Below are 13,503 nucleotides of genomic sequence, written 5' to 3'. Positions count from 1 at the left end.
CATAGCCCACCTTAATGAAGCGGTAAATCCAGTTGTACCAGATTTTCATACGTTTCTCGAGCAACGACGAGTTTATCTTGCCCGTTCTCCACAAATACAACAGCTGCACGAGGAATTCGATTATAATTATTCGCCATCGAATAACCATAAGCTCCTGTACAAAATACTGCCAAAAGCTCGCCTGCATCCGATTTTGGGAGCGGTAAATCCCAGATTAGCATATCCCCAGACTCACAACATTTCCCAGCGATAGATACCGTTTCCTCTGGTTCTTCTAACGGCCGTTCTGCGATGACAGCATCATATTTCGCCTCATATAAAGAAGGACGGATATTATCAGACATCCCACCATCCACCGCGACATAGCTACGAATATCTGGTACTTCTTTACGCGAACCGATCGTATAAAACGTCGTACCCGCCTCACCAACAAGCGAGCGCCCAGGCTCAATCCAAATCTCCGGCATGTCTAAATTGTTTTCCATCGCAACCTCGCGCACATCCGCAATAATCTCGCGCACATATTGCGACGGCGGCAGCGGTTGATCATCCGCCGTATAACGCACACCAAAACCACCACCAAGGTTTAGCACTTCCGCATGGAAATCCAGCTCCGTACGCCACACAACCAATTGCTCCATAATCCGATGCGCCGCTAGTTTAAACCCAGTCGTTTCAAAAATTTGCGATCCGATATGACAATGCAGACCGATTAACTGGAACGCATCTATTGCCATCACGCGCTTAATCGCGTCCTCAGCCTGTCCATTCGTTAAACCAAATCCGAATTTAGAATCATCTTGCCCTGTTAAAATATAATCATGCGTATGCGCCTCGATCCCAGGTGTTACCCGAATCAAAACCGCTACTGACGCCTGTTTCTCCGCCAGCACTTCCGCTAATAACTCAATCTCATAAAAATTATCAATCACGATACAGCCGATGCCATAATCAATCGCCATTTCGAGTTCGTGTTTTGTCTTATTATTCCCATGAAAATGAACCCGCTCCGCTGGAAAACCAGCCTGCATCGCCGTGTATAATTCGCCACCAGAAACAACATCTAGCGACAACCCCTCTTCATGCATTAATTGATAAATCGCAATCGCCGAAAAAGCTTTACTGGCATAGGCTACTTGCGCCTTCACGCCTAGCTCTTCAAACGTTTTCTTAAATCCACGGGCACGTTCTTTGATCAACGCAACGTCATATACATAAAGCGGGGTACCATATTTTTGCGCCAGCTTCAGAGTGTCCACCCCTCCAATTTCTAGATGTCCAACTTCATTCACTCGCATTGTCCCAAATGATTCAAACGCCACGTCAATCCCACCTTTACTCCATTTATTTTATCGAAAGTTCTTTTATATAGTAGCATACAAGCCTACCACGGGACAATAGGCAACCGTATGTTTTCCAAACAAATTTAGGCTATGTACACAAAAAAAGAGCCCGATGCAAAATGTTATGCGTATTGCACCAGACCCATTTTTACTTTTATTTCACATTTTCAACAAGCGCTTTTACATACGTTAAGAAAGTTTCTTTTACGTGCTCCGTTGTTTCGATCACTTCTTCATGGCTTAGTGGCTGGTCAAGAATGCCTGCCGCCATGTTCGTGATACAAGAAATACCGAGACACCGCATGCCGCAATGATTGGCAACGATCACTTCAGAAACCGTTGACATCCCAACAGCATCCGCACCTAGTGTACGCATCATTCGAATCTCTGCTGGCGTCTCATACGTTGGTCCCGTGAATCCTGCGTAAACACCTTCACGCACTTCAAGCTCTAAATTCTGGGCCAAAAGACGCGCTTGCTGGCGCAAATCTAGGCGGTACGCATCCGACATATCCGGGAAACGCGGACCAAAATGTTCGTCATTTTGCCCGATGAGCGGGCTCGTCCCGGTGAAGTTAATATGATCTGAAATCAGCATCAAATCACCCGCAGAAAACAGCTCATTCACTCCACCCGCGGCATTAGTCACGATCAATATCTCGACGCCCAGCTCCTTCATCACGCGAACAGGAAACGTCACGTCTTGCATCGAATACCCTTCATAAAAATGGAATCGCCCTTGCATGGCAACAACCTCTTGTCCCTCAAGCCTTCCAAATACGAATTGTCCCGCATGGCCTTCTACCGTCGAAACTGGGAAATAAGGAACATCCTTATATTTCATGATTGTTGGCTCCAAGATCTCGTCTGCTAAAACACCAAGTCCTGACCCTAAAATCAATCCAATACGAGGCTTTCCATTGTATGTTTCCCTAATCTTTTTGACCGCTTCCATTACTTTCGTGTAATTCATTTTCCTAATCGCTCCTTCTTTCTTCACTAAAAATTCACGTCAAGCGCGTGGATGATATTGCTTATACACATCCTTCAAACGTGCTTTTGATACATGCGTATAAATCTGTGTCGTCGAAATATCGGCGTGACCGAGCAGTTCTTGCACCGACCGTAAATCCGCTCCATTCTCCAGTAAATGCGTGGCAAATGAATGGCGTAGCGTATGTGGCGTAATCGGCTTGTCGATACCAGCCTTAGCTGCAATCTGCTTCAAGTTTTTCCAAAAACCCTGACGTGTCATTCCGCGACCATGATGATTCAAAAATACAAAATCGTTGCGATCCGACGCACGACGCAATCTAGACCGACCAAACTCCAAATAACGTTCCAAAACCGATGTCGCTGTTTTGCCAAGTGGAATAATTCGCTCCTTTTCACCCTTGCCAATCGTTTGAATAAATCCCATTTGCAAATGTAAATCATCCATCTGAAGCCGCACTAACTCCGTTACCCGAAGCCCCGTCGCATACAATACCTCAAGCATCGCCTGATCACGCATGCCAAGTGGTTTCGCTCCATCTGGTGCCTCCAGCAATTTCTCCACATCATCCAAATTTAAAATCTTCGGTAGCGCCTGTGCCTGTTTCGGTGTTTCAACCTGAATCATCGGATCCCGATCCGCCAGTTTTTCATGCAATAGAAAATGAAAAAAAGATCGCAAAGAAGCCATGTAGCGCGCAATCGTTCTCGGTGACTTGCCCTCTAATTTCGCAAAAGTCATAAAGCTCACAATATGTATCCGTTCCACGTCCCGAATCGCTATCTGCCCTTCTTCCTCTGCCAAATACCGCGCAAAAAAGCGCAAATCCCGTTCATAAGCCACGAGCGTATTGGCCGACAAGCCTTTCTCCACCTGCAAAAAATGCAGAAAATCCAGTATCAAATCATCCATAAATAATCCCCTCATTCGTCCAAAAAAGCTTTTCTTCGCTCTATGAACTTTCGCGTTACCTCGTTGCCTCCTCAGTATACCAAAAAGCACCCAAATACGAAAGAAAAAAAGAGCCCGAATACATCAGGCCCTTCCAACGCTACTCTGCTTTCTTCAACTTGCCTTTACACACCGTACAGATACCTTGAAATGTCAGACGGTGATCCTTCACTAAGAAATCCCACTTCTGCTCCACAATTTTCTCCACATCGTCAAGCAAATCTTCCTGAATCTCTTCTACCGAGCCACATTCCAAGCAAACTAAATGATGATGAAAATGTTTCGCGCCTTCTTTGCGAAGATCATAACGCGCTACACCATCGCCAAAATTAATTTTATCAACAACGCGCAACTCTGTTAAAAGTTCCAACGTCCGATAAACGGTCGCTAATCCAATTTCTGGAGCGATGTCTTTCACGCGCAAATAAACATCCTCCGCGCTCAAATGATCTTTCTCATTTTCTAATAAAACACGTACGGTAGCTTCACGTTGTGGCGTTAATTTATAACTTGCTTCATGCAACTGCGATTTAATCCGTTGAATACGGCCTTCCATTTTACGCCCTCCCTCGGTAACAAACATTCCGTCTTAGGTTAGTAGTTTATAATAATTCTAAATAAAAATCAAGTCTACATACTCGCTCTTTACTACACTAAAACAATTGGAACAAGTGGTTTTTATATCTATTCAAAGATAGCATAAAAATGATGAAAAGTCCATCTGAATTATCAATTAGAATGAAAGTACGGTTTTTCTTTTATAATTATTATCATTTAGCTTTTGCAAGTAGATATAAGAAATACGGCGCCCCGATCACGGCGACGACAATCCCCGCAAAAATTTCAGATGGCTGCACGATGATTCGACCAATCGTATCTGCAACAAGAAGAAGTAACGCGCCAACTAGTGCTGAGATCGGTAGCACCCATTTATGCCCACTACCGACAAGTCTTCTCGCAATATGTGGACCAATCAAACCGATAAAGGCAATACCCCCGCTGACCGAAACACAAGCCGCAGCAAGTGCCACCGCAACAACAAGGAGGATAGCCTTTTCTTTTTCCGTTTTCACACCAAGCCCGGTCGCTACTTGATCGCCAAAACCGAGAATATCAAGCGTTTTTACTTTAAATATGGCTACCGTCACTAAAATAAGGAGCCACGGCAACAATGCAAAAACATATTGCCAATTACTAGCCAGATATTCCCTGCCAGCCATTCTGCAACAACTTGATAATTCTCTGGATCAAGGCGGATCGTTAAAAGCGTCATCAGCGCTGCGACTGCAGCCGAAACTGCCACACCCGTCAAAACAAGCCGATTCGGTAATAACCCTTCTTGTCGGCTATACGATAAACCATACACCACAAAAGCGGTGAGGATCGCACCTGTAAAACCAACGAACGGCATAAACATGACAGGCACATCTAGCGTGGATGGAAAATAGGAAATATATAGCATGACAGCCAACCCAGCACCATTGTTAATGCCGAGTATTCCTGGATCCGCCAAACTATTCTGTGACACAGCTTGTAAAAGCGCTCCTGAAATCGCAAGTCCAGCACCGACGAGTACAGCGACGACAATACGCGGCAAACGAAACTGTGAAATAATCAGTGTATCCTGCGCCGAACCTTGTCCGAATAGCGTTTTGATAACATCGACAAATGGAATTTTCGAAAAACCAGCGTTAACACTATAGATAAACGTACCAACAAGCAAGATAGCGAGGGTAATCAAAATCAGCCAGCGTTTGCGTGTAACTTTTTGTTCTGCGGTGGAACCCATCATCACAGACTCCTCCTTTCTTTACGCGCCACATAAAGGAAGAAAGGCACACCAATAATGGCAAAAATAACACTAATCGGCGTCTCATAAGGCGGGTTCACCATTCGCGCACCGATATCCGCGTACAGCGTCAACAGCGCACCAATAATGGCCGAGCACGGAATAATCCAACGATAATCCACACCCACCATATAGCGCACCAAATGTGGTACGATCAGACCGATAAACCCGACCGGACCCACGACAGAAACCGCCAGCCCCGCCAAAATTAACACAACAAACATCGATAGCAATTTGGTCCGCGTCGTATTTTGTCCTAACCCGATTGCGATATCGTCTCCTAGGCTAAGAATAGTCACCGACTTGCTCAGTAGCATCGCCATGATAAGTGCCCCGATCAGCCACGGCCAGACAACGACAATTTGCGACCATTTTACGCCAGCAACACCTCCAGCAAACCAAAATGCCAAATCTTGACTCAGTTTAAAATAAATCGCAATCCCTTCACTAAGCGCTGTGAGCAGCGACGCCACAGCAGCACCAGCCAAAACAAGCCGCGTCGGAGATAAACCGCCTTTAACAAGCGCACTTACACCGAAAACAAGGACACAGCCAAGCGCGGCGCCGACGAATGAAAAGAAAATCAAATAATTGTAACTCAGTCCGGGCAAGAACGCAAAACAGACAGCAATCATAAACGCCGACCCTGCATTGAGCCCAAGCAAACCACTGTCCGCTAATGGATTTCGGGTCATTCCCTGCATCACCGCACCGGCTACTGCGAAAGCCGCACCAACCATCATGTCTGCAAGCACACGTGGCACACGAAGCTCCCAAATAATTTGATGCGTTGTTAATGCCTTATTGTAATGAAATAACGCGTCCCATACCGTTCCCAAGTCAATATCTGCCGCACCAACCGCGATACCAATAAAAGCAGAGATAATAAGGACCACAATACCTACTGTCAAAATCACTGTTGCCATCACCGGCCGCGTTTTCAATTGGGAAAGCTCTTTTGTTTTCATCGCCCGAATCCCCCATCATTCTATGTACGTGACCCAAAACACGCGGATCACCATTCTAACATTAGTTATTACCATCTAAAATCTTATTCACGATCAAATCCATCTGCCCTTCAACGGCAATTGGATCATAATTATACATGTCATCGAAATCCATTGTGAAAATATGTTTTGCCTTATACGCCGGTAAGTCTTTCCAAATGCTCGACGCCTCCATTCCATCAAGTGCACCATTACGGCTATCGCCATGCTTAAACCGTGTGACAAACATATAGTCCGCCGCAAAATCAGGCAACACCTCTAACGAAATCTGTTTATAGCCATCACCCTTGATGACCTCATCTTGAATTTTCTTCGGCGCTTTTAATTGTAATGCGTTATAAAGAACTTGTCCACCCCGACCCCAATTATCGCCGAAAACGTAGAAATTTTTATCGTCCCCTTCATACAAACCAACCGTGGTGTCTGGGCCAACTACATCCGCTATTTTCGCTCGCGCTTTTGCCGCCTTCTGATCAAAATCCGCCAGCCAATCTTTCGCTTGCTGCTCTTTTCCAACAATTTCAGCAATCGCGGTCAACTCGTCCTGTACATTTTTATACGTATTATACGGAATCAAAATCGTTGGCGCTATTTTTTTCATTTGATTATATTGATCTTCTCCCGAAACGATGATTAAATCCGGTTGCAGTTCCGCTACTTTTTCCGCCGAAGCCGGATCACCAATGTCCTCCACACCTTTTTTATATGGGTCTAAATACGGATTTTGCAAAACAAAAGAAGTCGCTCCAATTGGTTTCACACCAAGCGCTACAAGCGATCCCATATATTCTGTCACCACTATTTTTTTCGGATCATCAGGTATTTCTACCGTTCTTCCATTCGGCATTTTATATGTATGCGTTCCCGATTGCCCCTCCGCTTTTTCGTCACTGCCACACGCCACTAACATGACCGCCATAACAGTAGTCAACATTAAAAATAATACTCTCTTCATTGCCTCACTCCTCTTTAATTGATAATGATTATCAATATCAATTGAAATTATAGCAAGACTCCTTTCAAAAAGCAATATTTTTTAGAAAAACAGGGATTTGCCACCCTTAGCTATTGCAACTTAGAGCAAAAAAAACTATACTAGGTATGAGAATGATTATCAATCGCGAAAATATAAGGAGCGATGTTTATGAATAATTTAGAAACAGACAATTTGCAAATCTCATACGACAAGCGTGTCATTGTAGACGCTTTAAATATTGAAATACCGAAAGGCAAAATTACCGCTTTAGTCGGGGCCAATGGTTCAGGAAAATCGACCATCTTAAAAACGATGTCTCGCCTGATGAAACCATCGAAAGGCAATGTATTTCTGGACGGCAAGGCCATTCACCGCCAGTCGACTAAGGAAGTCGCCAAACAACTCGCGATTTTACCTCAAAACCCAACAGCACCAGAAGGTTTAACCGTAACAGAACTCGTTTCTTACGGCCGATCTCCACACCAAGGTGGTTTCAAATCCATGTCAACGAAAGACCGTGACATGATTCAGTGGGCCATTCGTGTAACTAGCCTAAACGATTTTGCAGACCGCTCCCTCGACAGCCTTTCCGGTGGGCAAAAACAGCGCGCTTGGATTGCAATGGCCCTTGCACAAGAAACCGATATTCTATTCCTTGACGAACCGACGACATTTCTTGATATGACCCATCAACTCGAAGTTCTGATGTTGCTGAAACAGTTGAATTTACAAGAAAATCGTACCATTGTCATGGTGGTGCATGATTTAAACCACGCTTCTCGTTTTGCCGATCACATGATTGCCATCCGGTCCGGCCAAGTTATCTCCGAGGGTGCACCCGTAAACGTTATGACCGAGCAGACATTAGAAGACGTTTTTGGCATCAAGGCAGATATTATGCTCGATCCACGAACCGGTGTCCCACTCTGCCTGCCGTACGAAACATGTCAAGCATGTGAAATCAGACAAGTCGCAACCAAGTTAGCAGGTGAAGTCGTTGTCAAACTTGTATGATGTCACCATTATTGGAGCCGGTCCTGTCGGCTTATTCACGACCTTTTACAGCGGTTTACGTTCCCTAAAAACGAAGATTATCGATGCTGAACCTGCAGTCGGCGGTAAAATCCGCTACTTCTATCCCGAGAAAATCATCCGTGACATTGGTGGCATTCCAGAAATTGAAGGACAAGAACTTGTGAAAAACTTGCATGCCCAAGCAAACACATTTCAGCCAATTATCGTGTGTGACGAACGAATCATCGCACTACACAAACAAACCGATGGAACATTCGAACTCGTCGCAGAAAATGGCAACAAGCATCGCAGCAAAACGATCATTATCGCAGCAGGAAGCGGTACGTACGAGGTAAACCGACTTGAAGTATCCGGAAGTGAGGCCTATACAAACAATCTGTTTTACGACATTAAAGATCTTGCAAGCTTTCGAAATAAAACCGTCATCGTATCAGGCGGTGGTAACGCCGCTATCGACTGGGCACAATCACTTGAACCAATTGCTAAAGAAGTCCACCTCGTCTATCGCGGTGAGAATTTCAAAGGACATGAAGAACGCGTGAAAGAAATGCATGCATCTAGTATTTTTGTTCATGTCAATCACGAAATCACTGCTCTACAAGGTGGCACCAACAACCTACAAAGCTGCATCATCCATTGTAACAAAAATGGTAGCACAACCAAGATCGCGACAGATGCCATCGTTGTCAATCACGGCATAAAAGTTGACCTAGGTTCCATGCTTGATTGGGGATTTGATATTTCTGATTACGGCATCCTTGTTAACCAAAAAATGGAAACTAGCGTACCTGGAATTTATGCATGTGGCGATGTTTGCACATATCCGCGCAAGATGCGTATCATCGCCGCTGGTTTACACGAAGGCCCCATCGCACTCAATAGCGCTAAAAACTATCTCGATCCTGAAGCCGACCATGTTGCCATGATCAGCACCCACCATGAAAATTTCAACTAATATAATAAAAACAAGGCTCGTAGCTTCTCTATTCCTCAGAGAACCGCGAGCCTTTTCCTAATTTATTTTGAGGATATCTCTTGCTTTTTAGCCTCACACGCGACTTTAAAATTCTTCCAACTGCCGAAATAATAACGCACTAATCGGTAATCTTTAAACTCGCTCATTATTGGGAATCTACGTATAATTCGCTCCATTTCCAAAATATCCAAAATCAGCTTCTCTTTTATCTCCGCACCATCTGCTTCACTCGCAAATTTCGTAAGACCAGCTCGTTCCAGAAATGCGTCCCAAGAATCATAATACTCCATCACAGACATATATAGCGGAAACTCACGCGGTCCACTTACAGGCGGACGACCAAGTTCCACAGAAATACGCTTCACCTCTGCAATCAAATACTCTTCCTTAAAAGATCTCTTCGGTTCATTTTCCAATCCAGCCGCTTTAAGCGCATCTGGCCATGAGCCAAAAAGTTGTCTTGCTTTTTCAAAATGATTGTACATGCTCCGTCTTGGCACACGCCCTTGTTCTTGCGCCAATTGTTGCAATTCAGCAATAATCTGTTCTTTTGTCACAACACTATCGACCATCCATTGTTCCCCTTCTCCTGTGTAATAACTTCATTTGGTATACCATTATGTTGTATCATAAAAAAAGCGACTTAACAACTAAAAAAATTACCAATTCAAAAAAAACCAAACCCAACCAAACACAGTCAGGTTTGCCTTCCACCATATTCAGGCTTTATCTACCATTCCTCGCTCAACAATGGCCATCATATTTTTAAACTTATCCGCAAGTGGCTGCATATCTTCCATTGTCGCATTCGGGTGCCGCTGCATGTAATCCGTCGCCATCTTAATCGTATAATCAAACAGCCCCTGCACAACATCACGTGCATCCTCATAGGACACATCCTCCCGCAATGTTACTTTCTCAAAAACCTGGTTCACATACACCTCTTGAACCTGCATCAATTCCGCATAATACGCACGCAACCGTTCTGCAAGCACAGCCGGAGGATTAGCATAAGACTGCATAATCAATTGAAAAACCGCCGGATACTTTCTGCTAAAGCTCAACTTTTGCTTCGTTGACCAAATCGCTCCCTGGACAAAATCCCCTTTAGGCATTTCTTCCATCGACACTTCCCGCATCGCTAAGTCCATCGAATACGCAACAGCCGCCGTGTACAATTTCTCCTTTGAGCCAAAATAGTGGAAAATCAAGCCTTTCGAAACACCTGCAGCATCACAGATCTGATTCGTACTCGCCGCCTTATAGCCATGCTCCGCAAATTCCCGCACCGCCACCTGCAAAATTTTATCTCGCTTGTCCTCCATCACACTTTCAAATCCTTTTTCCGATACAGCACAAAGGTCAACATGGCAAAAGCCGCGATCGCAATGAGTGAAATCCACACATTCACGCCTCCCATCGATGTATGCAGTAGATCAGATGGTATCGCAAAATTAATTGGCGAAAAATACTTGAAGAATTCCACCGTATCATTGAGCCCTGAAAGAATGCCTAAAATATACGTAATGAAAACAAGTGCCAAGGCCACAGGAGTTGCCTGTTTCGCCGAGTGGACAATCGCTGAAAAGCAAAAACCAGCACTCATAAACAATAACGCCACAAGCAATTCACCCGAGAAAATCCGTACCAGTGACTGTACTAAATCCCCCGTATTGGCACCATCTTGCTTCAAGAAAATCACCAAAATTGTCGAAATCACGAATGTAATCACCCAAAAAGCAACAAACGAAATCACGTTTCCAACCATTTTCCAAGCCACAAGTTCCGAACGCGTTATTGGTTGCGCGTATAAGAACTCAATCGTTCCATCTGTCTCCTCTTTCACCAACGCTTGCGCTCCAATCATAGCCGCGTAAACACACGCTGCAATAAAAATATACTGAAACACATACGCAAAATAAGCATCAATTTTCGTCAAATCTGCCATCGAGCTGATGTGCAAAACACTCATCATTTCCTTTGGTAAAGCGTTCATTTTCGTGTTGACTAACTCCTGCATCCCACTTGACTGCATACTAGGAAAGAACGCCATGAAAACGCCAAGTACAAGCGCCACAACCGCCGACCAGACTAGTAAACTTTTAAAATGAGTCTTCCATTCAATTTTTTAAAATGTTCATTTCGTCGTTCCTCCTTCATAGAGCGTCAAGAATTTATCCTCTAACTCTTGGTTTGTGATCGATAAATCTTTAATTCCTTCCGCGCCAAGAATCGGTAATACGGTTTGTACATTCCCATCAAACGTGAGTCGCGCCGTCGTTTCTGTCGTTTCCACAACTTTCGCGCCCGCATTCACAAGTTCAGTGACCGGTAGTGCATCACCCTTCAAAATAATCACTTTCCCAGACATTTCTTGATCCGCAATATTTTCTAGCGCAACGATTTCACCGCCACGAATAAATGCCGCTCGTGTGCTGTACTCCTGAATTTCGCGCAAGTTATGGCTCGATAAAAAGATAGTCATACCATCTTCCTGGTTTTGCCGTGTCATTTCTTTAAATAAATGATGCTGCATGAGTGGATCTAGCCCATTCGTCGGTTCATCTAAAATAAGCAATTTCGGTTTGGTAATTAGTCCAGCCACAATCGCGACCTTCTTCTTATTCCCAAGGGACATATCCCCGAATCGCTTATGCGGTTCAATATCAAACATCTCATAGTAACGCTTCATTTGAATGGATGCTTGGTCAATATGATGAAACTTCGCTGCAAAGCCAATAATATCATTCGCTGTCATCTGTGGATAATAACGCACTTCACTCGGTACATATCCCACCATTTTCTTAATCGCTGCCGATTCCTTCACAATATCCTTCCCGAGAACTACGCCACTGCCTCTGGAAGCATAAATAAAATTGAGTAGTAGCTTGATCGTTGTCGATTTACCGGCTCCGTTTGGTCCGATAAATCCAAATAATTCTCCTTCCTCTACGGTCAGATTTACACCTTCAATGGCCCGTTTTTTATGATAGAATTTCGTCAAATCATTCATCTCTATTGCCTTCATTTTCGACCCCTCCAATTCACAATTGACCATCTAGTCAAAGTGATTATACATCCGTTTGACCAAGTAGTCAATCAATAACTATTCTCTGCGTCTAGACAAAGCAAAACGCATCGAGAAATTCCCGACGCGTCCCCTTTGTTTATTCTGTACGAAAATCATCGTAACTAAAATGCCATTGCGTTCCAAATTTATCGCCAAGCATCCCGTATCCCTTACTCCAAAACGTTTCTGCTAACGGCATATAAATTTTGCTATCCTTTTCAAACTTCGAAAAAATAGCTTTTAAATCTTCTAAGTTATCGCTTTCCAACACAATACTCACGTTATCACCAACCGTCGCTGGAAGCCCATCTGGCATGTCAGACATCATCACGCGCAGACCTCTCACATCAATCTCGCTATACATGATCCTGTCTGCGTTCGCCGCACTCTCCTCACTAGCATTTGGGCTCGTTGGAGGTGCCTCACCATATGTCGCTACGCCTTTTGGTGTCACCTCAAAAATTTCCGCATAGTAATCCAAAGCCTCCCGACAATTCCCCGTAAAATGTAGAAAAATAGCTGTCATCTCACTCAACTTCCTTTCCATTCGTTTATTTTGTTGCTATAAGTAACTGCCAATACTGCACAGCGTACACCGTTTTTGCATCACAAATGACTTTTTCTTCTATTAATTGTAGCGCTTCGTCCAAGGTGACTTCCACAATGTTCACAAACTCATCCTCGTCTGCTTGAAGTGGGTTTACCTGTTTTTGCAAATCTCCCGCAAGATAGATATGTAATAATTCATCCGCGAAACCCGGAGACGTGTAAAAAGATACTAGATGCGTTAAATCATCTGTCTTATATCCCGTTTCCTCCTCTAATTCGCGCCCAGCAGTCCATTTAGGATCCTCATTGGGCTCTATTTTCCCAGCAGGAATTTCAACAATTGTATTTTCTAATGGCTTACGATATTGTTCCACCATGATCATTTTATTGTCCGGTGTAATCGCGATAACCGCGACAGCCCCAGGATGCTTCACAATTTCGCGCTTACTCGCTGCACCATTCGGCAACACCACGTCATCCACCACAACTTTGATAATCTTACCGTCAAAAATAGTCTCCCTTTTTATCGTCTTTTCTTCCAATGAATCCATGCTACCACTCCATTCTCAAGTCTTTTTCACCATTATACCATAACGTAGACTGAGGGGAATTTACATCGCACGACTGATAACATCTTTTCCAGCAATATGGTATGATATACTCAAATCAGTTAGCCGTTTCAAATGATTTTCTAATGAACAATTTTTACAAATACTTAATCCTTAAAAAAATAAGGAAGCCTAAGGAGAAGAT

General features: G+C 44.0%; 14 protein-coding genes and 1 pseudogene. 2 read left to right on the top strand and 13 right to left on the bottom strand.

Annotated elements, in window-relative coordinates:
- Nucleotides 1–11: 11 nt before the first annotated feature.
- The 7 genes and pseudogenes from lysA to PGRAN_RS01010 all read right to left on the bottom strand — a co-directional run bounded on the left by lysA (nucleotide 12) and on the right by PGRAN_RS01010 (nucleotide 7,099).
- Nucleotides 12–1,322 (bottom strand): diaminopimelate decarboxylase, encoded by a 1,311-nt coding sequence (lysA, locus tag PGRAN_RS01040; RefSeq protein ID WP_036064344.1) that lies wholly within the window; start codon nucleotides 1,320–1,322, stop codon nucleotides 12–14.
- A gap of 175 nt (nucleotides 1,323–1,497) precedes the next feature.
- On the bottom strand, nucleotides 1,498–2,316 hold the full coding sequence (locus tag PGRAN_RS01035; protein ID WP_036064341.1) for a purine-nucleoside phosphorylase: 819 nt from the start codon (nucleotides 2,314–2,316) through the stop codon (nucleotides 1,498–1,500).
- Nucleotides 2,317–2,355: 39 nt separating this feature from the next.
- Entirely contained in the window at nucleotides 2,356–3,249 is an 894-nt protein-coding gene (gene xerD, locus PGRAN_RS01030; RefSeq protein WP_036064338.1) for a site-specific tyrosine recombinase XerD, read from the bottom strand.
- 139 nt (nucleotides 3,250–3,388) lie between these two features.
- Nucleotides 3,389–3,844 (bottom strand): ferric iron uptake transcriptional regulator, encoded by a 456-nt coding sequence (fur, locus tag PGRAN_RS01025; protein ID WP_036064337.1) that lies wholly within the window; start codon nucleotides 3,842–3,844, stop codon nucleotides 3,389–3,391.
- A 214-nt stretch (nucleotides 3,845–4,058) separates the two neighbouring features.
- Nucleotides 4,059–5,080: pseudogene (locus PGRAN_RS01020) on the bottom strand (FecCD family ABC transporter permease).
- Complete coding sequence (locus PGRAN_RS01015; protein WP_036064335.1) at nucleotides 5,080–6,105, bottom strand: FecCD family ABC transporter permease; 1,026 nt, start codon at nucleotides 6,103–6,105, stop codon at nucleotides 5,080–5,082. Before PGRAN_RS01015 ends, PGRAN_RS01020 begins: the two are co-directional and overlap by 1 nt.
- Nucleotides 6,106–6,166: 61 nt before the next feature.
- A complete protein-coding gene (locus tag PGRAN_RS01010; protein ID WP_036064332.1) occupies nucleotides 6,167–7,099 on the bottom strand; it encodes an iron-hydroxamate ABC transporter substrate-binding protein in 933 nt (310 codons plus the stop codon).
- Between the two features lie 189 nt (nucleotides 7,100–7,288).
- Between PGRAN_RS01010 and PGRAN_RS01005 the strand changes: the two genes are divergently transcribed.
- Nucleotides 7,289–8,134 carry an ABC transporter ATP-binding protein gene (locus PGRAN_RS01005; protein WP_036064331.1) on the top strand — a complete coding sequence of 282 codons (846 nt, stop codon included), beginning with the start codon at nucleotides 7,289–7,291 and terminating at the stop codon, nucleotides 8,132–8,134.
- Nucleotides 8,118–9,110, top strand: coding sequence for an NAD(P)/FAD-dependent oxidoreductase (locus tag PGRAN_RS01000; protein ID WP_036064329.1), 993 nt, complete (start codon nucleotides 8,118–8,120; stop codon nucleotides 9,108–9,110). The genes PGRAN_RS01005 and PGRAN_RS01000 overlap by 17 nt, the downstream gene beginning before the upstream one ends.
- A gap of 62 nt (nucleotides 9,111–9,172) precedes the next feature.
- Here PGRAN_RS01000 and PGRAN_RS00995 read toward each other — a convergent pair whose 3' ends face one another.
- The 6 genes from PGRAN_RS00995 to PGRAN_RS00970 form a co-directional block, all read right to left on the bottom strand.
- Entirely contained in the window at nucleotides 9,173–9,703 is a 531-nt protein-coding gene (locus PGRAN_RS00995) for a homing endonuclease associated repeat-containing protein (protein ID WP_036064326.1), read from the bottom strand.
- 147 nt (nucleotides 9,704–9,850) lie between these two features.
- Nucleotides 9,851–10,456: a TetR/AcrR family transcriptional regulator gene (locus PGRAN_RS00990; protein ID WP_036064324.1), complete on the bottom strand. Its 606-nt coding sequence runs from the start codon at nucleotides 10,454–10,456 to the stop codon at nucleotides 9,851–9,853.
- The gene (locus PGRAN_RS00985) at nucleotides 10,456–11,256 is read right to left on the bottom strand and encodes an ABC transporter permease (RefSeq protein WP_036064322.1); all 801 of its coding nucleotides are present in this window, start codon (nucleotides 11,254–11,256) and stop codon (nucleotides 10,456–10,458) included. Before PGRAN_RS00985 ends, PGRAN_RS00990 begins: the two co-directional genes overlap by 1 nt.
- A 12-nt stretch (nucleotides 11,257–11,268) precedes the next feature.
- Nucleotides 11,269–12,159 carry an ABC transporter ATP-binding protein gene (locus PGRAN_RS00980; RefSeq protein ID WP_036064319.1) on the bottom strand — a complete coding sequence of 297 codons (891 nt, stop codon included), beginning with the start codon at nucleotides 12,157–12,159 and terminating at the stop codon, nucleotides 11,269–11,271.
- 139 nt (nucleotides 12,160–12,298) lie between these two features.
- Nucleotides 12,299–12,727 carry a VOC family protein gene (locus tag PGRAN_RS00975; RefSeq protein ID WP_036064316.1) on the bottom strand — a complete coding sequence of 143 codons (429 nt, stop codon included), beginning with the start codon at nucleotides 12,725–12,727 and terminating at the stop codon, nucleotides 12,299–12,301.
- A 25-nt stretch (nucleotides 12,728–12,752) separates the two neighbouring features.
- Nucleotides 12,753–13,301, bottom strand: coding sequence for an NUDIX hydrolase (locus PGRAN_RS00970; protein ID WP_036064314.1), 549 nt, complete (start codon nucleotides 13,299–13,301; stop codon nucleotides 12,753–12,755).
- Nucleotides 13,302–13,503 lie beyond the last annotated feature (202 nt).

Source organism: Listeria grandensis FSL F6-0971 (assembly GCF_000525835.1).
GTDB classification, from domain to species: Bacteria; Bacillota; Bacilli; order Lactobacillales; family Listeriaceae; genus Listeria_A; species Listeria_A grandensis.
This window is presented reverse-complemented; position numbering and strand designations above follow the sequence as displayed.

Coding starts and splice junctions, on each gene's coding strand:
- PGRAN_RS01005 (WP_036064331.1), top strand. CDS start 7,289: ATGAATAATTTAGAAACAGACAATTTGCAAATCTCATACGACAAGCGT.
- PGRAN_RS00970 (WP_036064314.1), bottom strand. CDS start 13,301: ATGGATTCATTGGAAGAAAAGACGATAAAAAGGGAGACTATTTTTGAC.
- PGRAN_RS00980 (WP_036064319.1), bottom strand. CDS start 12,159: ATGAAGGCAATAGAGATGAATGATTTGACGAAATTCTATCATAAAAAA.
- PGRAN_RS00995 (WP_036064326.1), bottom strand. CDS start 9,703: ATGGTCGATAGTGTTGTGACAAAAGAACAGATTATTGCTGAATTGCAA.
- PGRAN_RS00975 (WP_036064316.1), bottom strand. CDS start 12,727: ATGACAGCTATTTTTCTACATTTTACGGGGAATTGTCGGGAGGCTTTG.
- PGRAN_RS01035 (WP_036064341.1), bottom strand. CDS start 2,316: ATGAATTACACGAAAGTAATGGAAGCGGTCAAAAAGATTAGGGAAACA.
- PGRAN_RS01015 (WP_036064335.1), bottom strand. CDS start 6,105: ATGAAAACAAAAGAGCTTTCCCAATTGAAAACGCGGCCGGTGATGGCA.
- PGRAN_RS00990 (WP_036064324.1), bottom strand. CDS start 10,456: ATGGAGGACAAGCGAGATAAAATTTTGCAGGTGGCGGTGCGGGAATTT.
- xerD (WP_036064338.1), bottom strand. CDS start 3,249: ATGGATGATTTGATACTGGATTTTCTGCATTTTTTGCAGGTGGAGAAA.
- fur (WP_036064337.1), bottom strand. CDS start 3,844: ATGGAAGGCCGTATTCAACGGATTAAATCGCAGTTGCATGAAGCAAGT.
- PGRAN_RS01010 (WP_036064332.1), bottom strand. CDS start 7,099: ATGAAGAGAGTATTATTTTTAATGTTGACTACTGTTATGGCGGTCATG.